General features: G+C 69.4%; 21 protein-coding genes. 15 read left to right on the plus strand and 6 right to left on the minus strand.

All coding sequences use genetic code 11. From position 1 onward, the window contains the following. The first annotated feature begins 97 nt into the window (after positions 1-97). A complete protein-coding gene (locus tag HRL51_RS05045; protein ID WP_172120739.1) occupies positions 98-1,330 on the plus strand; it encodes an MFS transporter in 1,233 nt (410 codons plus the stop codon). Between the two features lie 163 nt (positions 1,331-1,493). On the opposite strand, the gene HRL51_RS05050 is transcribed toward HRL51_RS05045, so the two are convergent. Continuing rightward, the gene (locus HRL51_RS05050; RefSeq protein ID WP_172120738.1) at positions 1,494-2,381 is read right to left on the minus strand and encodes a helix-turn-helix domain-containing protein; all 888 of its coding nucleotides are present in this window, start codon (positions 2,379-2,381) and stop codon (positions 1,494-1,496) included. A 151-nt stretch (positions 2,382-2,532) separates the two neighbouring features. Here HRL51_RS05050 and HRL51_RS05055 point away from each other — a divergent pair, with 151 nt between their 5' ends. From HRL51_RS05055 to leuA, 10 genes are all read left to right on the plus strand, one after another. After that, on the plus strand, positions 2,533-3,150 hold the full coding sequence (locus tag HRL51_RS05055; protein WP_172120737.1) for a TetR/AcrR family transcriptional regulator: 618 nt from the start codon (positions 2,533-2,535) through the stop codon (positions 3,148-3,150). A gap of 100 nt (positions 3,151-3,250) precedes the next feature. Further along, entirely contained in the window at positions 3,251-4,072 is an 822-nt protein-coding gene (locus HRL51_RS05060) for an ABC transporter ATP-binding protein (protein WP_172120782.1), read from the plus strand. Beyond that, the gene (locus HRL51_RS05065) at positions 4,069-4,815 is read left to right on the plus strand and encodes an ABC transporter permease (RefSeq protein ID WP_172120736.1); all 747 of its coding nucleotides are present in this window, start codon (positions 4,069-4,071) and stop codon (positions 4,813-4,815) included. Before HRL51_RS05060 ends, HRL51_RS05065 begins: the two co-directional genes overlap by 4 nt. A gap of 230 nt (positions 4,816-5,045) precedes the next feature. Further along, positions 5,046-6,176, plus strand: coding sequence for a PhoH family protein (locus HRL51_RS05070; protein WP_172120735.1), 1,131 nt, complete (start codon positions 5,046-5,048; stop codon positions 6,174-6,176). Beyond that, a complete protein-coding gene (gene ybeY, locus HRL51_RS05075) occupies positions 6,173-6,631 on the plus strand; it encodes an rRNA maturation RNase YbeY (protein ID WP_172120734.1) in 459 nt (152 codons plus the stop codon). The genes HRL51_RS05070 and ybeY overlap by 4 nt, the downstream gene beginning before the upstream one ends. Next, positions 6,628-7,926 (plus strand): hemolysin family protein, encoded by a 1,299-nt coding sequence (locus HRL51_RS05080; RefSeq protein WP_172120733.1) that lies wholly within the window; start codon positions 6,628-6,630, stop codon positions 7,924-7,926. Before ybeY ends, HRL51_RS05080 begins: the two co-directional genes overlap by 4 nt. Continuing rightward, a complete protein-coding gene (gene era, locus HRL51_RS05085) occupies positions 7,919-8,971 on the plus strand; it encodes a GTPase Era (RefSeq protein ID WP_172120732.1) in 1,053 nt (350 codons plus the stop codon). Before HRL51_RS05080 ends, era begins: the two co-directional genes overlap by 8 nt. Before the next feature lie 9 nt (positions 8,972-8,980). After that, positions 8,981-10,756, plus strand: coding sequence for an alpha/beta hydrolase family protein (locus tag HRL51_RS05090; protein ID WP_172120731.1), 1,776 nt, complete (start codon positions 8,981-8,983; stop codon positions 10,754-10,756). A 97-nt stretch (positions 10,757-10,853) separates the two neighbouring features. Beyond that, complete coding sequence (locus HRL51_RS05095) at positions 10,854-14,423, plus strand: proline dehydrogenase family protein (RefSeq protein WP_172193045.1); 3,570 nt, start codon at positions 10,854-10,856, stop codon at positions 14,421-14,423. A gap of 317 nt (positions 14,424-14,740) precedes the next feature. Continuing rightward, positions 14,741-16,519: a 2-isopropylmalate synthase gene (gene leuA / locus HRL51_RS05100; protein ID WP_172120729.1), complete on the plus strand. Its 1,779-nt coding sequence runs from the start codon at positions 14,741-14,743 to the stop codon at positions 16,517-16,519. Here leuA and HRL51_RS05105 read toward each other — a convergent pair. Then, positions 16,500-17,078, minus strand: a complete 579-nt coding sequence (locus HRL51_RS05105; protein WP_172193047.1) for a TetR-like C-terminal domain-containing protein — start codon at positions 17,076-17,078, stop codon at positions 16,500-16,502. The two genes, leuA and HRL51_RS05105, sit on opposite strands and share 20 nt — an antisense overlap. Before the next feature lie 180 nt (positions 17,079-17,258). Here HRL51_RS05105 and HRL51_RS05110 point away from each other — a divergent pair, with 180 nt between their 5' ends. From HRL51_RS05110 to HRL51_RS05120, 3 genes are all read left to right on the plus strand, one after another. After that, positions 17,259-18,182 (plus strand): DUF5692 family protein, encoded by a 924-nt coding sequence (locus HRL51_RS05110; protein WP_172120727.1) that lies wholly within the window; start codon positions 17,259-17,261, stop codon positions 18,180-18,182. Positions 18,183-18,292: 110 nt separating this feature from the next. Continuing rightward, entirely contained in the window at positions 18,293-19,042 is a 750-nt protein-coding gene (recO, locus tag HRL51_RS05115) for a DNA repair protein RecO (protein WP_172193049.1), read from the plus strand. Between the two features lies 1 nt (position 19,043). Then, positions 19,044-19,877: an isoprenyl transferase gene (locus tag HRL51_RS05120; RefSeq protein ID WP_172193051.1), complete on the plus strand. Its 834-nt coding sequence runs from the start codon at positions 19,044-19,046 to the stop codon at positions 19,875-19,877. A 26-nt stretch (positions 19,878-19,903) separates the two neighbouring features. On the opposite strand, the gene HRL51_RS05125 is transcribed toward HRL51_RS05120, so the two are convergent. The 4 genes from HRL51_RS05125 to HRL51_RS05140 are packed head-to-tail and all read right to left on the minus strand — an operon-like array spanning position 19,904 to position 23,068. Continuing rightward, positions 19,904-20,296, minus strand: a complete 393-nt coding sequence (locus HRL51_RS05125; RefSeq protein ID WP_172120724.1) for a Fur family transcriptional regulator — start codon at positions 20,294-20,296, stop codon at positions 19,904-19,906. Then, entirely contained in the window at positions 20,293-21,150 is an 858-nt protein-coding gene (locus tag HRL51_RS05130) for a metal ABC transporter permease (protein ID WP_172120781.1), read from the minus strand. The genes HRL51_RS05125 and HRL51_RS05130 overlap by 4 nt, the downstream gene beginning before the upstream one ends. A gap of 26 nt (positions 21,151-21,176) precedes the next feature. Beyond that, positions 21,177-22,040: a metal ABC transporter ATP-binding protein gene (locus HRL51_RS05135; RefSeq protein ID WP_172193053.1), complete on the minus strand. Its 864-nt coding sequence runs from the start codon at positions 22,038-22,040 to the stop codon at positions 21,177-21,179. Then, complete coding sequence (locus tag HRL51_RS05140; RefSeq protein WP_172193055.1) at positions 22,037-23,068, minus strand: metal ABC transporter substrate-binding protein; 1,032 nt, start codon at positions 23,066-23,068, stop codon at positions 22,037-22,039. The genes HRL51_RS05135 and HRL51_RS05140 overlap by 4 nt, the downstream gene beginning before the upstream one ends. 116 nt (positions 23,069-23,184) lie before the next feature. Here HRL51_RS05140 and HRL51_RS05145 point away from each other — a divergent pair, with 116 nt between their 5' ends. Continuing rightward, positions 23,185-24,579, plus strand: coding sequence for a glycine--tRNA ligase (locus tag HRL51_RS05145; protein WP_172120721.1), 1,395 nt, complete (start codon positions 23,185-23,187; stop codon positions 24,577-24,579). The last annotated feature ends 58 nt before the right edge of the window (positions 24,580-24,637 follow it).

The raw sequence follows: 24,637 nt of genomic DNA on the forward strand, positions 1-24,637 counted from the left end.
CACACGCTAGGAAGCTCCTTCACCCCAAGGGAGTCCCCGGCGGTAGCTCTCCCACACGGGGCTCCCCACAGCGCCACATCGCTGGTGAGGTAGAGCCGTGAATGCTTTGGAGTCCTCAACCTCGGCCCCGCCCGCATCCGCGAGCAGCGCACGTCTGCCTCTGGTCACCTACGTCCTGGCCGCCGGTGTGTTCCTCATGGGGACCACGGAGTTCGTCGTCGCTGGGATCCTGCCGCAGATCGCCACGGACCTGGGCGTGAGCGTCTCGCGCGCTGGCCTGATGATTACCGTCTTCGCGTTCGGGATGATCGTGGGTACCCCGGCGATGGCCATCGCCACCCTCAAGCTCGACCGGCGCCTCACCCTGACCTCCGTCCTGCTGCTCTTCGCACTGGCGCACATCGCGGTGGCGCTGACCTCCAGCTTCACCCTCATCCTCATCGCCCGCTTTCTCACCGCCCTGGCGACTGGTGCCTTCTGGGCTGTGGCCGCCGTCGTCGCTGCCAAGGAGGCAGGCCCAGCCGCCTCGCGGGCTCTGGGCATCGTGCTGGGCGGAGGCATGCTGGCCAACGCCGTCGGCGTGCCGCTAGGTGCCCTGGCCGGGCAGGTGATGGGCTGGCGCGGGCCGTTCTGGATCCTCGCGGCTCTGGCGATGGCCGCAGCCGTCCTCATCTACGCCCAGGTTCACTCTGGCGATGATGCCGGTGCTCCAGCGCCGTCGGTGTGTGCGGAGGTCGCGGCCCTGAAGGACGTCCGCGTGTGGCTGGTGCTGGCCTGCTGCGCCATCGTCTGCGGCTCCTCACTGGCCGCCTACAGCTTCATCAGTCCCCTGCTCACTGGCCGGACCGGGCTGGGGGAGGGTGCCGTGCCCTTCGTCCTGCTGGTCTACGGGCTGGGCGCGCTCCTGGGCTCCCTCTACGGTGGGAAGCTGGGAGTGGAGCGGCCTTATGGCGTCATGTACGTCTCGGCGACCATGACGTTCCTGTCCCTGGCCGGGCTCATCGCCTTCTCCCACGTCCCGGTGCTCACCATCGTCCTGGTCTTCACCCTGGGGCTGTTCGGCATGTCCACCAACCCGATCCTCATCGGGAAGTCCGTGGCCTACGCGTCCCACGCGCCTACGCTGGCCTCAGCCATGAGCACCTCGTCCTTCAACGTCGGCACCATGCTCGGCTCCTGGGTGGCCGGGCTGGCGCTGGAGACCTCCCTGGGACTGCGAGGACCGGTGGTCGTGGGGACGGTCGTGGCTGCGCTGTACCTGCTGCCGCTGAGCATCCTGCTGATGAGGGACCGCAAGGCAGCAGCCGAGGCGGTCGAGCGGATTGTGTGAGCGGGAGCCGTCTTGAGGGAGGCCCGGTCCTGGGTGCAGGGCTGGGCCTCGTCCTGTCCAGGCTGCCGGACGGGTGGAGCCTGAGCCGCCGCTACCCTGAAGCGTGCGGCTGGTGGGGGGCAGAACAGGCCGTCAACAGGCGGTCAGGCACGCACCGCCGTCGTTACCGGCTCATTACCTGCTGGCTAGTCTCAGCCTGCTCCTGGCGCTGGCTGGCCTCCCAGGTCGCCAGCAGCGCCATGTTGCTGGCCGACGGCGAGCCAGGCTCGGGCGTGTAGGCGGTGAAGGTCAGCCCGTGCTCGGCCTCCAGGTCCATCCCCTGGTAGGCCAGGGTCATCTCGCCGGCTACCGGATGGCAGAAGGTCTTGGCGCCCGCACCGTGGTGGCGCACGTCGTGGCGGGCCCAGCGGGTGCGGAACTCGTCGCTGTGCGTGCTCAGCTCGCCGATCAGCTCGTGCAGCTCGGTGTCACGCGGGGCGCGAGCTGCCTCGGTGCGCAGGATCGCCACTGTGATGTCCGCGATCGAGTCCCAGTCGGGGTAGAAGGCGAAGGCGCGCGGGTCTAGGAAGGTGTGCCGGGCGATGTTTCCCCGGCCCGGCGCCTCAAGGACCTCAGTGTAGAAGGCGCGCGCCAGGGCGTTGGTGGCCAGCAGGTCCATGCGCCCGTTGCGCACGAAGGCAGGGCCTGCCGTAAACCCGTCAAGCATCCAGGTCAGCTCAGGCCCTGGCGTCCAGGAGACCACGGAGCGACGGCGTGGTGGGCGGGCGGCCGGGGCGCCTGCGGCGGCGAGGGCGAAGAGGTGAGAGCGCTCGGCCTCGTCAAGCTCGAGCGCCTTCGCCAGGGAGTCGAGGACCTCCGGCGAGGCCCCGGCGATGTGCCCGCGCTCGAGCTTGGTGTAGTACTCCACGCTCACCCCCGCCAGGGTGGCCACCTCGCTACGACGCAGACCGGGGACGCGACGGGAGGTCCCGGCAGGCAGGCCGACCTGCTCGGGCGTCACCTTTGCCCGACGGGAGACAAGGAATTCACGTACCTCGGCGCGATGGTCCATGGGGTCACAGTAGGGCAGGGTGGGAGATCCCGGGAGGTACCCGCGGTACCAGCCAGCAGGTGCTTGCTACTGTCCACGGTATGAGTGAGCCGATCGCTGACCTGTCCGAGATCCTGGGGGCCCTGGCCCTCCTGCGCGGGCTGAGGTCCGCATGAGCCCGCGGGGCAGGCGCGCGGCTGGGAGCCCGGACGCGCGAGAGGCGATCCTCAGGGCCGCACGCACCGCCTTCGCGCGCGAGGGCTACAACACCTCACTGCGGGGAATCGCGCGTGAGGCCGGCGTGGACGCCGCCCTGGTCCACCACTATTTCCCCGACCGTGCGCGCCTGTTCATCGCGGCGGTGACAGGGGAGGGCGAGGACACTGGGATCTCGGCAGACGCCGTGGCGTCGCGGCTGCGTCAGCTTCCGGCTGAGCAGATGGGGGAGGGCCTTGTCAGGCTCTTTCTGGAGTCCTGGACGAGGGCGGGACCGGAGCGTTTCCAGGCGGCCTTCCACGCCATCGGGACTGATGCGACGGCGATGGCAGGGCTGCGAGACCTCATGAGCGGGCAGGTCCTGGAACCGGCGGTCGCCCAGGTGGCTCCGGACCGGCCCCGCCTACGCACCCAGCTCGTGGTCAGCCAGGTCATCGGACTGGGGGCCGCCCTGTGGGTGATGGAGCTCGATGCCCTCGCGGGGGCGGGAGCTGACGCCCTCGTTGCGCTGTACGGTCCGATGATCCAGCACTACCTCACCGGTGAGCTGCCGAGCTCTGCTCCTGGTCGGTAAAAGGGGGCGCCGCCCGGTCTGAGTGGGCCTCGTATCTCCTTCGTCACCTCGCGCTGAGGCTCTTGTCGCGGAAGGCTGCACCCCATATGTTCATCATATGATGAAAAACGGAGTGAGAGTCCATCTCTCTGATGTGCTGTCCCAGGACGTGCGCCCGCCCGTCGTCGTCCACGCCCAGGGCCTGCGCGTGAGCCGCGGCGGACACACGATCCTGCACGGCCTGGACCTGGAGCTGCGCAAGGGCTCCATCACCGGGCTGCTCGGTCCCTCGGGCTGCGGTAAGACCACCCTCATGCGCACCCTTGTTGGCGTCCAGCGTTATGACGGTGAAGTCCTTGTTCTTGGCCGCCGTCCGGGTGAGCCCGCCACACGCGGTCGGGTCGGTTACATGGCCCAGGGTGGTGCCGTCTACACCGATCTCACCGCCCGCCAGAACGTCGCCCACTTTGCTGCCCTAGCAGGGCCGCGGTCCCGTGACGTGGAGGAGATCCTGGGAACCGTGGGCCTGGCCCAGATCGCCGACCGCCCGGTGTCCACCTACTCCGGTGGCCAGGCCGGACGCGTCAGCCTGGCCTGTGCCCTCGTGGGATCCCCGGACTTCCTGGTGCTTGACGAGCCTACCGTCGGCCTGGACCCGGTGACCCGCGAGGAGCTGTGGACCGCCTTCCACACCATTGCGGAGGCAGGCACCACCATCCTCGTCTCCAGCCATGTCATGGACGAGGCCTTCCGCTGTGACCGCGTCATGCTCATGCGTGACGGGCGCTTCCTCACTGTAGCCACCGCCGCTGAGCTCCTGGATCGCACTGGCTCCCAGACCCTGGACGAGGCCTTCCTCACCGTCATCCGTGACGCGGATGGGGTGGCAGACGACGGCGCCGAGGCGATCGCTATTGAGACGACCAAGGAGAACCACCGATGACACTGCGTACCTACCTCGCCACCACACGCCGGGTGCTCGCCCAGCTCGCCGCAGACCGCCGGACGGTCGGCCTCATCGTCGCCGTGCCCTCGGTGCTCGTCGCCCTGCTCTACTTCGTCTACATCGACTACCCCCACGGTGAGCAGCTGTTCAACCGGGTGGCCGTCACCATGGTTGCGATCCTGCCCATGCTCGTGATGTTCCTGGTCACCAGCGTCGCTATGCTGCGTGAGCGTCGATCCGGCACCCTGGAGAGGCTGTGGACCACGCCCCTGCATCGCGCCGATCTTCTGCTTGGCTACGGCACGGCCTTCACCCTGGCCGCCACGGTGCAGTCCCTGGTCCTGGTGGCGGTGTGCGGCTGGCTGCTCGATGTTGAGCTGGTCGGGTCCTGGGCCTGGCTTGTGCTTGTCGGACTGCTTGACGCCTTCGTCGGGGTGGCGCTGGGCCTGTTCACCTCAGCCTTCGCCTCCTCAGAGTTCCAGGCGGTCCAGCTCATGCCGGTCATCGTCGCTCCGCAGGTCTTCCTGTGCGGTCTGCTCGTCCCGCGCAGCCAGCTGCCCGGCGTGCTGGAGGCGGTTGGCAACTGGCTCCCCATGAGCTGGGCGGCGGACCTGGCCTCGCACCTGGCCACAGTCGCTGGCATGCCCTGGGAGGTCAGTCGCAACCTGCTGTGGCTGGCCCTGGCCGGATTCGCGCTGCTCGTCATCGCGGCACGGACGGTGCCGCGAGCCACGCGCTAAGACCGGCCACCCGGGAGAGCGCGAGCGCGCCAGCCTGCTGAGCTGGCCGACGGCGGTGGCGAGATCCGCGGAAAAGCTGCGGCGCCGTCGTCGGCTTGCTCGATCATCGTCTCAATCGCGGCGCGCTCGTGCGCGGTGAGATCGCGTCCCATGTAGGGATGCTCCCACACGACGGCGCGGTAGCCCTGCTCACAGCCGTACCAAGCCCACTCCCGCTAGGATCGGGTGCGATGACGAAACCGCCCATCGCAGTAGCCGACCCCTCGGCGATCACCTCAGAGTCCGCCGCCGCGCCAGACCTCCACGCCGACGACACCCGCAGCCTCGTCCTGCCCGTGGACCTGCCGCCCGTCCAGCTGCTGGGCGCACGCGACGAGGTCCTGCGCGCGATCGAGAAGGGCTTCCCGGACGCCAGCGTCCACGTACGTGGTAACACCGTGACCGTGACCGGTGAGGCCTCACGCGTGGACATGGTGGTCCTGCTGCTGTCTGAGCTCATCGACGTCGCCCGCGCCGGCACGCCATTGACGGCCGACGCCGTTGAGCGCGCCATCGGCCTGCTCGACGCCGCGGCCCGGCCTACCGAGGTCCTGACCGAGGACGTGCTCACTACCCACGGCAAGTCGATCCGCCCCAAGTCGCTCGGCCAGAAGGCCTACACCGACGCCATCGCCGAGTCCACCATCACCTTCGGTATCGGTCCGGCCGGGACCGGCAAGACCTACCTCGCCATGGCCCGGGCAGTGGACGCGCTGGCCAAGCGGCAGGTCTCGCGGATCATCCTCACCCGGCCCGCGGTCGAGGCGGGGGAGAACCTCGGTTTCCTGCCGGGGTCCCTCACCGACAAGATCGACCCCTACCTGCGTCCCCTCTACGACGCGCTGCACGACATGCTCGAGCCCGACACCCTGCCGCGGCTTATGGCCGCCGGCACCATCGAGGTCGCGCCGCTGGCCTACATGCGCGGGCGCACCCTCAACGACGCCTTCGTCATCCTCGACGAGGCCCAGAACACCAGCCCCGAGCAGATGAAGATGTTCCTCACCCGCCTGGGTTTCGGCTCCAAGATGGTGGTGACCGGGGACGTCTCCCAGATCGACCTGCCTGGCGGGCGCCCCTCCGGCCTGCTCGTGGTGCGCACGATCCTGGCAGGAGTGGACGGCATCAGCTTCTGCGAGCTAGGAAGCGCCGACGTCGTGCGCCACCGCCTCGTGGGCCGGATCATTGACGCCTACGCCCGCTACGACGCCGAGCGCGCCGCCACCGAGGCGGCCTCGGACGCCTCGTCCGCCGCTGAGGGGCGTCGTCGTCCCTCCGGGCGTACCCACCACCGACCCACCACCGGCAGGAGCCACGCATGAGCACCGAGGTCAACAACGAGACGGACGTCGAGATCGACGGTGCGGAGTTCTCCGCGCTGGCTGACCACGTCCTGCGGGCCATGCACGTCAACCCCCAGGCTGAGCTCAACATCCTGTTCATCGATCCCGAGCCCATGGCCGAGCTCCACGTGCGCTGGCTGGACCTGCCCGGCCCCACCGACGTCATGAGCTTCCCCATGGACGAGCTGCGTCCGGGGACCGAGGACGCCGAGACGCCGGCCGGGACGCTCGGCGACATCGTGCTGTGCCCGCAGGTGGCCGCCAAGCAGGCTCTGGAGGCCGGTCACAGCGCGGCCGAGGAGATGCTGCTGCTGACCACCCACGGGATCCTCCACCTGCTCGGCTACGACCACGCCGAGGAGGAGGAGAAGAAGGAGATGTTCGCCCTCCAGCGTCAGCTGCTCCTGACCTTCCTCGCGGAGCGCGGTAAGTGAGCGGGACCCCGGTCGCCCTCCTCGTCGTGGCCGCCGTGGTGGTGCTCTCCTGCGGCGCGCTGCTCAGCGCTGCCGAGGCGGCGCTGTCACGCATGACCCGTGCCGCTGCCGAGGACCTGGTGGAGGACGGGCGCCGCGGCGCCGCCCGTGTTCTGGCCCTGGCGGAGCGCCGTGCCCAGGTGCTGGGCTCGGTGGCGGCCGTGCGCGTGGCGGTGGACATGCTCGCTGCCGTCCTGCTCACACTGGCCGTGGCGGGGCTCGTGGACCGCTGGTGGCTGGTCCTGCTCATCGCCGTCGGCCTCAACGCCGTGCTCCTGGGGCTCGTGGTCGGGCTCTCTCCGCGCTCCGCCGGTCGGCGCAACCCGGCAGGCGTCCTGCTGGCGCTGGCCGGTCCGCTGGAGAAGGTCGACGCGCTGGGACGCCCCTGGCGCTGGCTGGAGGACCACTACGGGCGCTCAGCCACCCTCACCGACGCCGAGGCCCGCGCGGAGGTGACCGAGGACCTGCGCGAGATGATCGACGAGATCGGTGAGGCCGAGACCATCGAGGACGAGGACCGGCAGATGCTGCGCAGCGTCGTCGAGCTCGGCCAGACCCTCGTGCGCGAGGTGATGGTCCCGCGCACGGACATGGTGACCATCGACGCCAGCAAGCCCGTCTCGGCCGCCATGCGCCTGTTCATCAAGTCCGGCTTCTCGCGTGTCCCCGTCATCGGCCAGGACGCCGACGACGTGCGCGGCGTGGTCTACCTCAAGGACGTCCTGCGGCGCCTGGACGCCCAGCCCGACTACGCCGGTCGCGAGGTCGTGACCTGCATGCGTGAGGCGGTCTACGTTCCCGAGACCAAGCTCGCCGACGACCTCCTGCGTGAGATGCAGACCGACTCGGTCCACATGGCCCTCGCTGTCGACGAGTACGGCGGGACGGCCGGCCTGGTGACGATGGAGGACCTCTTGGAGGAGGTCGTGGGGGACATGACCGACGAGCATGACCACGCCGAGCCTGAGGTCGAGGACCTAGGCGACGGCGTCTACCGGGTCCCGGCCAGGCTCAGCCTGGACGAGCTCGGCGAGCTGTTCGACTCTCAGATTGACGACGACGACGTCGACACCGCAGGTGGCCTGCTCACCAAGGCCATCGGCCGGGTCCCGCTGCCGGGCGCCAGCGGTGAGGTCCAGGGCGTGCGCCTCGTGGCCGACCAGGCCACCGGCAGACGCCGCCAGGTCACCAGCCTTCTCGTCTCATCCAGCAGGCCAGATACGGCCCCGACCACCTCAAAGGACACCCATGACTGACGTACCTGTCCGTTTCCCCAGTGATGATGAGCTGATGGCTGGTCCCAACGCGCTGGAGGACGCCAGCAGCGATCCACAGGACCTGCCTGAGGCCTCGGCGCGGGCACAGATCGTGGTCCCTGACGTCCCCGAGGGCTTCCGTGCGGGCTTCGCGTGCCTGGTGGGACGGCCCAACGCCGGCAAGTCCACGCTTACCAACGCCCTGGTCGGCACCAAGGTTGCCATCACCTCCGGCCGGCCCCAGACCACCCGCCACAACGTGCGTGGCGTGGTCCACCGTGCCGACGCCCAGCTGGTGCTTGTGGACACCCCGGGCCTGCACCGTCCCAAGACCCTGCTGGGCAAGCGGCTCAACGACCTGGTGCGTGAGACCCTCATGGACGTTGACGTCGTCGCCCTGTGCATCCCCGCCAACGAGAAGATCGGCCCCGGTGACCGCTTCATCGCCCGTGACCTGGAGCAGGTACGCGCACCGGTCGTCGCGGTGGTCACCAAGGCGGACACCGTCAGCCGCCAGGACCTGGCGGCGCAGCTGCTGGCCGTCAACGAGCTGGGGCAGTGGGAGGATATCGTCCCGGTCTCCTCCGTCTTAGGCGAACAGGTCGACGTCCTCACGGACGTCCTCATCAGTCACCTGCCCTCCTCCCCGCCGCTCTACCCCACCGGAGAGGTCACTGACGAGCCCCAGGCCGTCATGATCGGCGAGCTCGTGCGAGAGGCTGCCCTGGAGTCCGTGCGTGACGAGCTGCCCCACTCCCTGGCCGTCGTCGTCGACGAGGTGCTTGATCCGCGTACCGACCGGACCGGCTCGCGGATCAAGGGCGCTGGCGGGCGCCTGCAGGTGAGAGTGAGCCTCGTTGTCGAGCGCGACTCACAGAAAGCCATCGTGATCGGTAGGGGTGGCTCACGCCTGAAGGAGATCGGTGTACGGGCCCGCGCTGGCATCGAGGAGCTGGTGGGCCGCGCGATCTATCTTGACCTGCACGTGCGCACCCTCAAGGACTGGCAGTCTGACCCCAAGGCCCTAGCCAGGCTCGGTTTCTAGAGGCTGGCCGTGGCCAATGACCTGCTGACGGCCCAGGAGCTGCGCTCAGGATGGGCCTGGCTCAAGGCCTTCCCCCGACGAGCCTGGCGCCTGCTGGCCGACCTGTGGCGCCAGGAGCGGCGTCGGTTGCTCGTCATGGGGGCCGGCGTGGTCCTGGCCGTCATCGTGCTGGCGGCCCTGGGCACAGGAAGGACGGAGATCTGGGCTATTACCACCACCCTCGCCCTGGGGGCGGTGGTGCTGGCCGTCTCACGCGACCACCGCACCATGGGGGCGATCATCGTCACCTGCCTGGTCCTGTCCCTGGTAGGGACCCTGGCTGGACCACGCTGGTCGCCGGTGCCGCTTGAGGACTCCCTCGTGCCATCCTCTAGCGACACACGCATCGGCGGGGTGGTGACCACGCCCGACGTGGGCACGTATGAGGTCACCACGAGCGAGGTCACGATCACTCACCCCGATGGCGAGCTCACCCCCGCGCTGCTGCGCCGCCCCACGGGGGTGAGCGGGCCGACCCCGGGCGTGGTCTTCCTCCACGGGGCCGGGACCCACACCCAGGCCGGCTTCGGTGAGCAGGCTGAGGCCCTGGCCTCGGCCGGGGCCACCACGCTCGTGCCGAACAAGCCGACGCACAGTTACAGCCTCACTGAGCGCGACTACATCTCGATGGCGGCGGACTACCAGCAGTCGCTCACCTTCCTGCGGGGCCTGGACGGTGTGGACGCACAGCGCGTCGGCGTCTACGCCGAGTCTGAGGGTGGCTACCCCGGTGTCATCCTGGCCGGGACTGACCCCCAGGTCGCCTTCCTCGTCCTGGCTAGCGCCCCGGTCGTCATGATCCGCCAGCAAGCGACCTACGCCGCTGGCTCCTACCTCACGCGCGTGGGCGTGCCCGACGCGCTGCTCGACGCCGTCGCCCGCCTGCTGGGCAGCCGTGAGCTGCCGGGTGGCGCCTTCGGCTACGCCGACTTCGACGCCAGGCCCTACGAGGAGCAGATCACCGTGCCCGTGCTCATGCTCTACGGCACGGGCGACTCCTCGATGCCGCTGGTCCAGGGACCGGCCACGATCTGGGAGTCGATCCGCAAGGCCGGCAACACCCAGCTCACCGTGCGCTACTACGACAGCGCCAACCACGGTCTCAAGCTCGGCACGACGACGGACGGCCCGCTCGCGCCGGGCGTCACCCGGGACCTGTCACGGTGGGTCACGGGCCTGCCGGCCACGGCGTCGGCTGAGCCAGCCGTGGCCGGGGCGACGCCGGTCCAGGACTTCTGGGCGCAGGCACCGGGGCCGGCACGCTGGTACGCCTCCGGCGACCTCATGCTCGGCACGCTCGTCGCAGGGGTGGCCCTGCTGGTGGGTGCAGGCGCCGGCTGGGTCGTCGGGCAGCTGCCGCGGCTGCGGGGACGACGAGGCCTGCACCTGCCGGACCCGATCGGGCGCTGGGCGGGTGCCCTGACCCTGTCCGTCCTGGCGGCGTGGGTGCTGTACCTGGCCTATATCGGGATGGTGGCGCGGCTGGCGCTGTCCTACTCCTCCAACCCCCTGGTCTCCTACGGGGGGTGGATCGTGCCTCAGCTCGTGGCGGGCGTCAGCGTCGTCCTGCTGGTCAAGCTGACCGGCCGTATCTGGCTCATGCGTGGGCACGTGCGTCGAGGGCGACAGAACGGGGGACGGTGGCTGACGCTGCCCGCAGCCGGCGTGCTGGCGGCGGTGCTGACCGGTTCCCTTGTGCTGCTGACCGACCTGGCGTACTGGGGGCTGTTCCCGCTGTTGTCCTGACTTCGGTGATCTTGAGTGCCAATCACCTGCGCCCAAGGTCCTAGTGCGGCACACTGAGGAGGTCTGCATCACCTTGACCGGCAAGGAGGCCGCGCGTATGTCGACCACGTCCCCTGACTTCCCCTCGACCACCCCTCACGACCCAAGTGGGCGCGTGTGCCCAGACGAGCTGTGGGAGCTGGGCCAGCGGGCGGTGGCCCGGGCCCGTCGCTGGGCCGAGGAGTCCGCGCACGAGCCCACACCTCGCACCGCAGAGATCCTCTCGCGGGTGCTGGCGGATCCTGACGGCCTGGAGCTCACCACCCGGTTCGTCGACGACGTCGTGCGTCCGGTCGACCTGGACGTGGCCGCAGCAGCCTTCACCCGCCTGGCCGCAGGCCGGACCTCCTTCCTGCCTGGGCCGCTGGCCGCGGCCATGGGGCTGGGAGGAACCGTCTCGCGCCTGGCCCCGCGCGCCGTCACCGCGGTCGCCCGTCGCACCTTCCGACAGATCGTGGGGGACCTCGTCGTCGACGCCACCGAGCGCAGCCTGGGACCCGCGCTCGCCCGTCTGCGCCGGGGCGGCAACCGCCTCAACGTCAACCTGCTGGGTGAGGCTGTGCTGGGGGAGAAGGAGGCTGAGCGCCGTCTGGCGGAGGTCTCGCGACTGGTCACCCGCGAGGACGTTGACTACGTCTCGATCAAGGTCTCCGCCGTCACCGGACCGCACAACCCCTGGGGCCACGAGGAGGTCGTCGCCCACGGCGTGGAGGCGCTGAGCCCGCTGTACCGCCTGGCGCGCGACCACGGCACCTTCCTCAACCTCGACATGGAGGACTACAAGGACCTGGACCTGACGATCGAGGTCTTCACCTCGATCCTGGATCAGGAGGACATGCACGGCTACGAGGCCGGGATCGTCCTGCAGGCCTACCTGCCAGACTCCCTGGGCGCCATGCAGCGCCTGCAGGAGTGGGCCGCTCAGCGCGTGGCCAGCGGAGGGGCTCGCGTCAAGGTGCGCGTCGTCAAGGGCGCCAACCTGTCCATGGAGAAGGTGGACGCCGAGATCCACGGCTGGGAGCTGACGACCTGGCCGTCCAAGCAGGCGACGGACACCAGCTACAAGCGCATACTCGACTGGGCGATGACGCCGGAGCGCACCCGCCACATCCGCCTGGGCGTCGCGGGACAGAACCTGTTCGACATCGCCTTCGCCTTCGAGATGCGCGCGGCACGCGGGCTGGAGGACGGTGACGCCGTCGAGTTCGAGATGCTCTCCGGCATGGCCACCGACCTGCAGACCGTCGTGCGACGGGACACCGGTCACCTCCTGCTCTACGTGCCGGTGGTCCACCCCGACGAGTTCGACGTCGCCATCTCCTACCTCGTCCGACGCCTGGAGGAGAACGCCGCGCCGGACAACTTCATGTCCGGGGTGTTCGACATCGCCACCAAGGAGGAGGTCTTCAACCGCGAGCGCGACCGCTTCCTCGCGGCCCTGGCCGACGTCGACCCGTCGGCTCCGGTGCCGACACCCAACCGCCGCCAGGACCGGCTCGCGCAGGAGGCTGCCGGCGTCGGCCAGATGCAGGGGAGCGTGGCCGAGCAGGCGCGTAGGCCCTTCACCAGCGAGCCGGACTCCGACCCGGCCCTGGCTGCCAACCGCCAGTGGGCCCGCCAGATCGCCGCAGCCGTGCCCGGCTCACGCCGTGGCGAGGACGCCGTGGCTGCCAGCGAGCAGCGCCTGACGACGCCGGAGGCTGCCGAGGAGCTGCTGGCAGGGCTGGCGGCCGCCGCCACCTCCTGGCGTGAGCGCGGCTGGCAGGAGCGTGCCGCGGTCCTGCACCGGGTGGGCGACGTGCTGGCCTCTCGGCGTGGCGAGCTCATCGAGGTCGCTGCCAGCGAGGCGGGCAAGACGATCGACCAGGCTGACCCGGAGGTCAGTGAGGCCGTCGACTTCTGCCACCACTACGCCACCATGAGCCTGCACCTGGCCGACGAGGAGATGGCCGGATCACGCTTTGAGCCCGTCGCGGTCACCGTCGTCGCCTCACCGTGGAACTTCCCGCTGGCCATCCCCACCGGAGGGGTCGCCGCCGCCCTGGCCACCGGCAGCGCCGTCGTCCTCAAGCCGGCTCCTCCGGCCAGGCGCTGTGCGGCCGAGCTCGTGCGGGCCTTCCACGACGCGGGCGTGCCCGAGGAGGTCCTGGCCCTGGCCGCCGTCGAGGACGGCGAGGTCTCCCGCCAGCTGATCGTCTCCCAGACGGTCGGACGCGTCATCCTCACCGGTTCCTACGACACCGCCCGGCTCTTCCGCTCCTGGAAGCCGGACCTGCACCTGCTGGGGGAGACCAGCGGCAAGAACGCCGTCATCGTCACCCCCTCGGCCGACCCTGACCTGGCCGTACGTGACGTGGTGGCCTCCGCCTTCGCCCACGCCGGGCAGAAGTGCTCGGCCTCCTCCCTCCTCATCCTCGTCGGCTCGGCAGGGCGCTCCGAGCGCATCGCCCGCCAGCTCGTGGACGCGACCGCCTCGCTGCGGGTGCGCTCGCCCGAGCACCTGGACTCTCAGGTGGGACCCGTGGTCGTGCCCGACGACCCCAAGGCCCTGCGAGGGCTGACCACGCTGGGTGCGGGGGAGCACTGGGTGCTGCGTCCCCAGCACCTGGGAGGAGGCCTGTGGCGTCCGGGTATCCGCGCCGGGGTCACCCCGGGCAGCGAGTACCACCGCACGGAGTACTTCGCCCCGGTGCTCGGTGTCATGCGGGTCGGTACCCTGCAGGAGGCCATCGACGCCGTCAACGCCGTGGACTACGGGCTCACCTCAGGCCTGCAGACCATGGACGCCGGGGAGCTGGAGACCTGGCTGGACCAGGTCGAGGCCGGCAACCTCTACGTCAACCGCGGGATCACCGGCGCGATCGTGCGTCGTCAGCCCTTCGGGGGGTGGAAGCGCTCGGCGATCGGCTCAACCACCAAGGCCGGGGGACCGAGCTACCTGCTCGGCCTGGGCGAGGTGGTCCGGGACCGTACGCCGCAGGCGCCGTCAGGCTCCCAGCTGCGTGAGGACCTGCACAACGGCGTCCGGGCCCTCTACGACGCCGTGCGCACGCACCTGGGACGGGAGGAGGCTGCCTTCCTGCACGCAGGGCTGGCCGCCGACGCCGAGGCCTGGCAGAAGACCTACGGGTGCAGCCTGGACGTGACGGGACTGGCCTGCGAGCGCAACGTCCTGCGCTACCGGCCGGCTGCCGTGACCGTCAGGGCCGAGGCAGGGACCGCCGAGGCTGACCTCGTGCGTGTCCTGGCCGCAGGCGTGCTGGCAGGTGCTGACATCGAGCTGAGCCTCGCGCAGGAGCCGGGGACCGACCTGGCTGCCGCCCTGCGTCCGTGGGCACGGGTCCGGGCGGAGCAGGCCTCGGCCTGGGAGCTGCGCCTGGCCGACAAGGCGGCCTCAGGAGACCTGGGTGTGCGGGTGCGCGTGCTCGGCCCGCGAGAGCAGAGCGGCGAGGAGCGCTGGCGCGAGGCGAGCCGCGTGACCAAGGGCAGCCCCGACGTCGCCCTGTACACCGGTGAGGTGACGGCCAACCCGCACACCGAGCTGCTGCCCTTCCTGCGTGAGCAGGCCGTGTCAGTGACGGCCCACCGCTTCGGCACGCCGCTCGACCTGGCGGCAGGGCTGCTGTAAAGGTCCGTCGGTCGTTTAAATCGTGGTTTCTGGTTCTGGACCGGCCTGTGCGCCTTGCGTAAGGGCCGATCCAGAACCAGAAACCACGATGGCAAGATGGCAAGGGAAGAGTGATGGTGGGCTGGTGTGGTGTGCGAGCTGTCCACTGTGCGGCACACGGCGACGGCGACGGCGACGGGGGAGTACCGTCACCGCCATGCGCGCGACCAGCAGCCTCCTGCTTAGCCGCCGCGGCGGGGCCTGACCAGGCCGGCACCCCGACCGCGGCTTACCTGTGCTGCCGGCCTTCCCAGCCACACCCACACAGGAGACCTCCCATGCGTACCGCCCGTCCGGCACCCCAGCAGCCCTCCGGCATGCCCTTCGCCAAGTACCGTCCCTTCCACGACACGGTGGCCACGGACCTGCCTGACCGCACCTGGCCGACCAGGCACCTCACCTCCGCGCCGCGCTGGCTGTCCACGGACCTGCGTGACGGCAACCAGTCCCTCATCGAGCCCATGGGGCCGGCCGCCAAGCGCGCGATGTTCGACATGCTCGTGCGTATGGGGTTCAAGGAGATCGAGATCGGTTTCCCTGCCGCCTCGCAGACCGACTACGACTTCGTGCGCTCCCTGGTGGACGACGACGCTATCCCCGAGGACGTGACGATCTCCGTCCTCACTCAGTCCCGAGCCGACCTCATCGACCGCACGCTGGACGCCTGCGTGGGTATCCCTCGGGCCACCGTCCACCTCTACAACGCGCTGTCGCCCCTGTTCCGCGAGGTCGTCTTCCGTATGGGCAAGGACGAGATCCGCGACCTCGCCGTCGAGGGCACGCGCCAGGTCATGGCACGTGCGGAGAAGGTCCTGACAGAGGACACGGTCTTCGGCTACGAGTACTCCCCGGAGATCTTCGTGGACACCGAGCGCGAGTACACCCTGGAGGTCTGCGAGGCCGTCATGGAGGTCTGGCAGCCCGAGGCTGACCGCGAGATCATCCTCAACCTGCCCGCTACGGTCGAGCGGGCCACCCCCAACGTCTACGCCGACCAGATCGAGTGGGTCTCGCGCAACCTCTCCCACCGCGACGCCGTGTGCCTGTCCCTGCACAACCACAACGACCGTGGCTCGGGCGTGGCCGCCGCTGAGCTCGGGCTGCTGGCAGGCGCTGAGCGCGTGGAGGGCTGCCTGTTCGGCCACGGTGAGCGCACCGGCAACGTGGACCTGGTGACCCTGGCACTCAACCTCTTCAGCCAGGGCGTGGACCCCATGCTCGACCTGTCCGACATCGACCAGATCCGCCGCACCGTTGAGCGCGCTACCGGCATGGACGTGCCCCCGCGCACCCCCTACGCCGGCGAGCTCGTCTATACCTCCTTCTCCGGCTCCCACCAGGACGCCATCAAGAAGGGCTTCGCCGCCCGGGCCACGCAGGTGGCGGCCAGGCACAAGGAGGGACTGGACGCCGAGGCAGCCGAGACCGCGGTGCCCTGGTCCATGCCCTACCTGCCGATCGACCCCCACGACGTGGGCCGCTCCTACGAGGCCGTGGTCCGTGTCAACTCCCAGTCCGGCAAGGGCGGGGTGTCGTACCTGCTACGCCAGAACCACAACCTCGATCTGCCTCGCCGGCTGCAGATCGAGTTCTCACGGATCGTCCAGCGCCACACCGACACCTACGGTGGCGAGGTCGACGCCGCGCGCCTGTGGACCCTGTTCACCGATGAGTACCTGCCGGCCAAGGCCGCGCCCGAGGCCGACCTGCCGGCCTGGGGCCGCTTCGAGCTCAAGGGCGCCACACTGACCTCGGCGGGGGAGGAGGAGTCGATCCTCACGGTCACGCTGCGTGACGGCAGCCAGCGCCGTCTGCTGACCGCCTCCGGCAACGGACCGCTGGCCGCCTTCGTCAGCGCCCTGGAGCAGACGGGCGTGAGCGTGCGCATCCTCGACTACGCTGAGCACGCCCTGAGCGAGGGGCGTAACGCGCGTGCCGCCTCCTACGTCGAGGCCGAGGTCAACGGGCAGGTCCTGTGGGGGGTGGGCATCGACCCCTCGATCGCGACCTCCTCCTTCAAGGCGGTCATCTCCGCGGTCAACCGCGCTCTGCGCTGAACCGCGTCAGCGACTGCCACACCGATCCACGCAGGACCCGCTCGATCCTCGGTACGAGGACGTGCGGGTCCTGCTCCATCCCGGTGACCAGCCAGTGCAGCAGGTGCCCCAGGACGGACAAGGTGTAGTGATCGATGATGAAAGCCCGGTCCTGCTCGCTCAGGCGCACCGGGTAGGCCTGCTCCAGCTCGGAGACGATGACCACCATCATGGCGCGCAGCTGGCCGTGCAGGAAGCGTTCAAGGTCCTCATGGCTGAGGGCCTGGAGGGTCTGGTAGGCCTGCGCCTTGTGCTCGGCCATCCACACCATGAGAAGCTCCAGCCCCTCAGCCCAGCGTGCGTAGCTGGCTGCCGCCATGACACGGTGGGTGACCTCCTGCATGAAGGTCCACACCGCCAGGTCGTAGACGTCAGCAAAGTGGTAGTAGAAAGCCTGCCGGGTGATACCGGTGACCTCGGACAGGCGGCGGACTGTGACGCGGTTGAGCGGCGTTGTCTCCAGCTCGTCCTTGAGCGCCTGCCCCAGGGCGAGGCGTGTGCGCTCGGCTGTCGTGGTCACGGGCCCAGCCTATCGGGGGCCGGTCCCCGCTCCTGTGGGACCTGGCGCCTGCCCCGGGCCATGGGCCCCGGTGCTCCTTGACACTCTCGACCAGGTGACAAGTGCGGGCCGCACCGGGGCTGCCTAGCCTCGCCACTACGAGGAACGTTCTGCCTCCCGAAGACGTGAAAGGTGATCCCCATGTTCCTGTACGAATCCATCCCTTGGTACTCCTGGGTCGCCTGGCTCGGGGTCCTGGCCGCCCTGATCCTGCTCAACGAGATCAGCCGCCGCTGGCGCGGGGCCGGCTGGCTGCTCTTCATCGCCCTGCCGCTGGCCCTGACGGTCTTTGTCTGGCCCTCCACCGCCGGTGCGGGCTCGTCCACCGGGACCTGGTTCCACTGGGTCAAGGTCTACTCCGCCCTGGCAGGCTGCCTGGGCTTCATGGCGCTGCGCTACCACCCACGCCTGGCTACCAACAAGTGGGCACTGGCCTTCCCTCCTGCCATCCTGGCCATCAACATCGCCGAGGCGTGCATCCGCGACTTCCAGGTTGGTGCGATGGGTGCCAACGGCGTCGTCGACGGCGTCTTCATGGTCTCCGGTGCCTGGAACTGGATGAACGGCGTGGCGGGCCTGCTCAACCTGGTCACCATCTGCGGGTGGACCGGTATCTTCATCTCCAAGGACGCCTCCAAGGACATGGTCTGGCCGGACATGCTCTGGTTCTGGATCATCGCCTACGACCTGTGGAACTTCGCCTACGTCTACAACTGCGTGGGTGACCACTCCTTCTACGCGGGCGCGGCACTGCTCATCTCCTGCACCATCCCGGCCTTCCTCATCAAGAAGGGCGTGTGGCTCCAGCACCGGGCGCACACGCTGGCCTTCTGGATGATGTTCACCATGGCTGTACCGGCCTTTGTCACGGACTCCCGGTTCGCTGTCCAGGCTTCTCACGACCCGGCCGCCCTCATGACGGTCTCGGCCCTGGCCCTGGGCGTCAACGTGGCCGTGGCCGTCTACCAGCTGCGCACGATGCTCCGTCTGCGTCGCAGCCCGCTGGGCGACGAGCTCTACACCGATCACCGGGCCTACCGCGAGGTCGTGGAGGCCAACCGCTGACGGCTTGGGAACGGCTGGGAACCGCTGGGAGCAGCCGAGTCCGCTCAGGGCCGACGGCGCCGCACGCCTCAGTACATGAGGCTGCGGCGCCGTCGTGGCACAGTGTCCCCGTGCCCAGCAAGCTCTACCGCGACGAGGCCATCGTCCTGCGGACCTACCGCCTCGGTGAGGCCGACCGCATCATCGTCATGCTCACCCGTGCTCACGGTCAGGTACGCGCGGTGGCCAAGGGAGTACGCAAGACCAGCTCGCGCTTCGGCGCGCGCCTGGAGCCCTTCTCCATGGTCGACGTCCAGCTCCACGCCGGGCGCAGTCTGGACATGGTGACGCAGGCCGAGACCATCGAGCCCTTCGCGGGGCCCGTCAGCGGCGACTACGCCGTCTTCACCTGCGCCTCAACGATGGTCGAGACCGCTGAGAGGCTGACCGAGGACGACGGCGACCTGGGCACCACCGACTCGCCCCAGCAGTTCCTTCTGCTCTACGGGGCGCTGTCCGCGATGGCCCGGCACCGCCATGCGCCCGGGCTGGTCCTGGACTCCTACCTGCTGCGCGCGCTGGCGCTTGCCGGCTGGGCGCCGTCGTGCTTCGACTGCGCCAGGTGCGGTGGGCCGGGCCCGCACACGGCCTTCCACGTCCAGGCCGGGGGCGCGGTGTGCGCCAGCTGCCGGCCGGCGGGAAGCGTGGAGGTGGAGTCGCAGACGATGGCGTTGCTGGGCTCCCTGCTGTCTGGGGACTGGACGGTGGCTGACGCCTCGCAGCCGCGTGCGCGCTCGGCGGCCTCCGGGCTCGTGTCCGCGTACGTGACCTGGCACCTTGAACGTCGTCTACGCTCACTGGCACTGGTGGAAAGGACCTGAGATGACCAGCTCTGCGCGTGTCCCCGAGGACGGGGCCGATGCGAGTGTGCCGCTGCACCGCCCCGGCCTGACGCCACCCCCGCTTCCTGACGCCGCCCTCCCACGGCACGTGGCCTGCGTCATGGACGGCAATGGCCGATGGGCCAACGCCCGCGGACTGCCGCGTACCGAAGGCCACCGGGTGGGGGAGTCCACCATGATGGACGTCATCGCCGGCGCGGTGGAGATCGGGATCAAGGAGCTGAGCGTCTACGCCTTCTCCACCGAGAACTGGCGGCGCTCCCCGGACGAGGTCCGCTTCCTCATGGGATTCACACGCCAGGTCCTGCGCGCCCAGAGCCAGGACCTGCACGACTGGGGCGTGCGGGTCAACTGGGTGGGGCGCGAGCCCAGGCTGTGGAGGTCCGTGCTCAACGAGGTCCGTCGCTCCGAGCGCCTGACCGCTAGCAACGAGACGATGCTGCTCAACATGTGCCTGAACTACGGCGGCCGGGCAGAGATCGCCGACGCCGCCCGGGCCATCGCCCAGGAGGTCGCTGCCGGGCGGCTCAAGGCCTCAGCGATCAGTGAGAAGACCATCACCCGTCACCTCTACTCCCCAGGCATGCGGGACGTGGACCTGATGATCCGCACCGGTGGGGAGCAACGGACCTCGAACTTCCTCATGTGGGAGTCGGCCTACGCCGAGCTGTACTTCTCGCCCCTGCCCTGGCCCGAGTTCGACCGCACCCAGCTGTGGCGGGCCTGCCAGGCCTACGCCGAGCGCGACCGGCGTTTTGGTGCGGCGGTGGACCAGGTCCAGGCCTCACAAGGCCGGGGACCAGCTCGGTCGTAGGCCCGGACCTGGGGCCAGGCCCGGGATCATAGGCTGTCAGTGCTCTGGCTGCAGGCGGCGCACACTCCGAAGAGCTCCGCGACATGCTCCATCTGGGTAAAGCCGGCCGCGGCAGAGACCCGGGAGATCCAGGCCTCCAGCTCACCGCCGGCCACCTCAACCGTCCGGCCGCAGCGCCGGCACACGATGTGGTGGTGGTGCTCGCTGCGCTCACAGCGCCGGTAGAGCAGCTCGTCGCCCGATCGTACGTGATCGACCTCCCCGGCCTCGGCCAAGGCCGTGAGGTTGCGGTAGACGGTGGCCAGTCCCACCTTCGTCCCCTCCGCCTCCAGGGCGGCGTGGATCTGCTGGGCGGAGCGGAACTCCTCGGTACGCTCCAGGATGTCGCGCACAGCGGTGCGCTGCCAGGTCGATCTCACGAGGCCTCCTTTCGCCCCCGTCCCCTGCGCAGGAAGCGGACCAGGCCACTGGCCACCGCGACGAGGGCGTAGAGCAGGACGAGTTCGACGACGATCATAGCCCCGGGCGAGGCTGCTACCACGTAGGTGATGAACAACCCGCTGACGCAGGCACCCACGCCGATGGCCATGGCCAGGCCCATGGTGCGTGAGAAGGAGTGCGAGACCAGCTGGGCCACCGCGACCGGAACGATCATGACGGCGCTGACCAGCAGGGCGCCGACCACGCGCATGGACACCGACACCGTCAGTGCCGCGACCACCGCGACCAGCACATTGAGCACGCCCGTGGGCAGCCCGATGGCCCGGGCGAACTCCTCGTCATAGCACAGGGTGAACAGCGGCCCCCGCAGCCCCAGGCCCACGACGAGCACCACAGCGGCCAGGATGATCGTGAACCAGGCATCGGTCACGCTCACCGTGGCGATGGAGCCGAAGAGGTAGGAGGTGAGGTTCGTCGTCGTGCCACCGGCGACCTTGATGAGGATGACGCCGCCGGCGATGCCCCCGTAGAAGAGGATCGCCAGGGCCACGTCCCCGCGAGTGCGTCCACGGGCGCGGATGACCTCGATGAGCACGGCGCCAAGGACTGAGGCGATGATGGCGCCGGGGATCGCCCAGGCATCGTGTGGAGAGACATTCGCAGCGGCTCCAGCCAGCCAGCCCAGTGCCACCCCGGTCAGCGCGATGTGCCCGATCCCGTCACCCAAGAGCGCCAGGCCACGCTGGACCAGGTAGGTGCCGACCACGGGCGCGGACACGCCCACCAGGACGGCCACGATGAGCGCACGCTGCATGAGCGGGCTGGCCAGCATACCCGAGTAGACCGAGACGAGCTCATTCACTGGGCACCTGCCTGGGAACGGGGACCGAGCAGGCCGGTCAGGTCCGGGGTGTGGTGCCGGGTGGGGACGGCGTCGCCGTGGGGGTGCTCGTGCTCGCAGTCGTCAAGGTAGTCATGGCCAATGACGTCATGCTCGCCGTGATCGTGGCGGGCCGGGGTGAGGGCCGCTGCGGGCCCGTCGCAGACCACTCGTCCCTCTGACAGGACGACGGCGCGATCCAGGATGGCGGCCAGCTCGCCCATCTCGTGCAGGACGGTGAGCAGGGTCAGGCCCTGCCCACGCAGCGTAGTGAGGGTGTCAGCCAGTGACTGGCGCGAGGCGCGGTCGATACCGGCCAGGGGCTCGTCCAGGATGAGCAGATCGGGGTCGCGTACCAGGGCCCGGGCGATCAGGACACGCTGGCACTGGCCACCGGAGAAGACCTGGACGTGGTCGCCGGCACGGTCAGCCAGGCCGACGGCGTCCAGCGCCGCCAGGGCCCGGTCGCGGGCCCGCCTGCCGCGGTCGGCGAAGGGTCGGCGCGGGTCGAGCAGACCTGAGCGTACGACCTCCAGGGCGGTAGCAGGCACCCCGGAGGAGGCGGCCACGCGCTGAGGCACGTAGCCCACGCGCCTCCAGGGCACGCTCGAGCGGTGGTCGACATCATGACCGAAGAGCCTCACGCTCCCGCTACGCAGCGGGTGCAGGCCCATGATCGTCTTGACCAGGGTGGACTTGCCTGAGCCGTTGGCGCCCAGGAGGGCCACGCACTGGCCGGCGGTGACCGTCAGGTCAATGCCGGCCAGGACGAGGGCGTGGCCCAGGACCACGGAGGCGTCCTCGACGACGATAGGGTGCTGGTCGTGCCCAGCGGCACTCACTGGCACCCCAGGGCGGTGCGCAGCTCGGTGAGGTTGGCGGTCATAGCCTCAGCGTAGTCGCCGGACTGCGGAGCCGACTCCAGGGGGCTGAGCACCGCCGTCGTCGTCCCTGTCTCGGCGGCCAGGGCCTGGGCTGTCTTGGGGGAGACGAGCTCCTCGGTGAAGATCGTGGTGGTCCCGGTGTCTGCCACGATCTTCTTCACCGCCGCGATCTCAGCAGGGCTGGGCTCGGCGTCGGGGTCGATACCGGAGACCGAGGCCTGGGTGAGGTGGTAGCGGTCGGCCAGGTAGCCGAAGGCGGAGTGGGAGGTGACGAAGGTGGTGCGCTCGCACTGGGCCAGGCCCGTGGTGTAGGAGTCGTCCAGCTTTGTGAGGGAGTCCGTGAGCGTGACGAGGTTCGCCTCATAGTCGGTGGTGTGGTCCGGGTCAACGGCGGACAGGGCGCGGGCGACAGCGGTGGCGGCGGCCTTCATACGCACCGGATCGAGCCAGAAGTGCGGATCGAGGTCGTCGGCGTCATGGTCATGGTCAGACTCGCCGTGGTCGTGGCCGTCCTCGCCGTGGTCGTCGGCGTCATGGTCATGGTCCACGCCCTCGTGGTGGACCAGGTCGACGACGCTGGCCAGGTCTGTGACGGTGGGGCCAGAGACCTCAGCGAGGGCGTCGTCGAGGGAAGGCTGGAAGCCGGAGACGTAGAGGATCGCCGCCTTGTCGGCGAGACTGGTCACGTCGCGGGGGGAGAGCTCGTAGTCATGGGGCTCGGCGCCCGCGGGGGTGAGGGAGACGGCCTCCACGTGCTGGCCACCGATGGACTGGGCCAGGTACTGGATCGGGTAGAAGGAGGTGGCAACCTGGACCTTGCCGTCGATGACGCTGGTCCTGGCGTCCGCGCTGGCGGCGCTGGAGGACTCAGAGGAGGGGGACAGGGCGCCGCAGGCAGCGAGGGCGGCGCCCAGGGCGACGGCGCTCGCGGCGGCGAGGGTGCGGCGGGGGAGGGACCAGGAGATATTCATGGGAATCAGTCTCATGAATGAATGATGAGGTGTCAACCTCATGCTGCCACGAGCCGGAAATCCCCTGCCTCTAGACTGGCCCCACTCGTTCCCACCAACCAGGTGCGGACAACGACATCCAGGAGAACACGGTGGCCAAGACCCCCTCCACCCTTGACAACGTCATCAACCTCGCCAAGCGTCGCGGCTTCGTCTTCCCGTGCGGTGAGATCTACGGCGGTACCCGCTCGGCCTGGGACTACGGCCCGCTGGGCGTCGAGCTCAAGGAGAACATCAAGCGCCAGTGGTGGCAGTACATGGTCCGCTCTCGTGACGACGTCGTGGGCCTGGACTCCTCCGTCATCCTGCCGCGTGAGACCTGGGTCGCCTCCGGTCATGTCAAGGCCTTCACCGACCCGCTCATCGAGTGCACCTCCTGCCACAAGCGCCTGCGCGAGGACGAGCTGCAGGAGGCCTACGCCGCCAAGCACGGCGTCGAGGACCCTGACTCGGTCACTCTTGACCAGCTGGTCTGCTCCAGCTGCGGCACCCGCGGCCAGTTTACCGAGCCTCGTGCCTTCTCCGGCCTGCTCAAGACCTTTCTCGGTCCGGTCGACGACGAGGCGGGCCTGCACTACCTGCGTCCCGAGACCGCCCAGGGCATCTTCGTCAACTTCGCTAACGTCATGAGCGCGGCGCGCAAGAAGCCGCCCTTCGGCATCGGTCAGGTGGGCAAGTCCTTCCGCAACGAGATCACGCCTGGCAACTTCATCTTCCGTACCCGGGAGTTCGAGCAGATGGAGCTGGAGTTCTTCTGCGAGCCGGGCACGGACGAGGAGTGGCACCAGTACTGGATCGACTACCGCAAGGCCTGGTACACAGGCCTGGGGATCAAGGAGGAGAACCTCCGCCTCTACGAGCACCCCCAGGAGAAGCTCTCCCACTACTCCAAGCGCACCGTCGACCTGGAGTACCGCTTCGGGTTCCAGGGCAGCGAGTGGGGCGAGCTGGAGGGTGTCGCCAACCGCACGGACTTCGACCTCACCACCCACGCCGAGCACTCGGGCAAGGACCTGTCCTACTTCGACCAGGGCCGCAACGAGCGCTGGACGCCCTACGTCATCGAGCCCTCAGCCGGACTGACCCGCTCGCTCATGGCCTTCCTGGTCGAGGCCTACACGGAGGACGAGGCTCCCAACACCAAGGGCGGCGTGGACACCCGTGTCCTGCTCAGGCTCGACCCGCGCCTGGCCCCGGTCAAGGCTGCTGTCCTGCCGCTGTCGCGCAAGGAGGAGCTGACCGGCCCGGCCAAGGAGCTGGCCGCCCGTCTGCGCCGGACCTGGAACGTCGACTATGACGACGCCGGCGCCGTAGGCCGCCGCTACCGTCGTCAGGACGAGATCGGCACCCCCTTCTGCATCACCTACGACTTCGACTCCCCGCAGGACGGGGCCGTCACGGTGCGTGAGCGCGACACCATGGCTCAGGAGCGCATCCCGCTGGAGGGCGTGGAGCGCTACCTGGCCGAGCGCCTCATCGGCTGCTGACCGGCTCCTGGCATCTGAACCGTGGTTTTGTGTACGGGACCGGGGTATACACAGTGTT

Origin of the sequence: Actinomyces faecalis, from assembly GCF_013184985.2 — a bacterium.
In the GTDB taxonomy this organism is placed as follows: Bacteria; Actinomycetota; Actinomycetes; order Actinomycetales; family Actinomycetaceae; genus Actinomyces; species Actinomyces faecalis.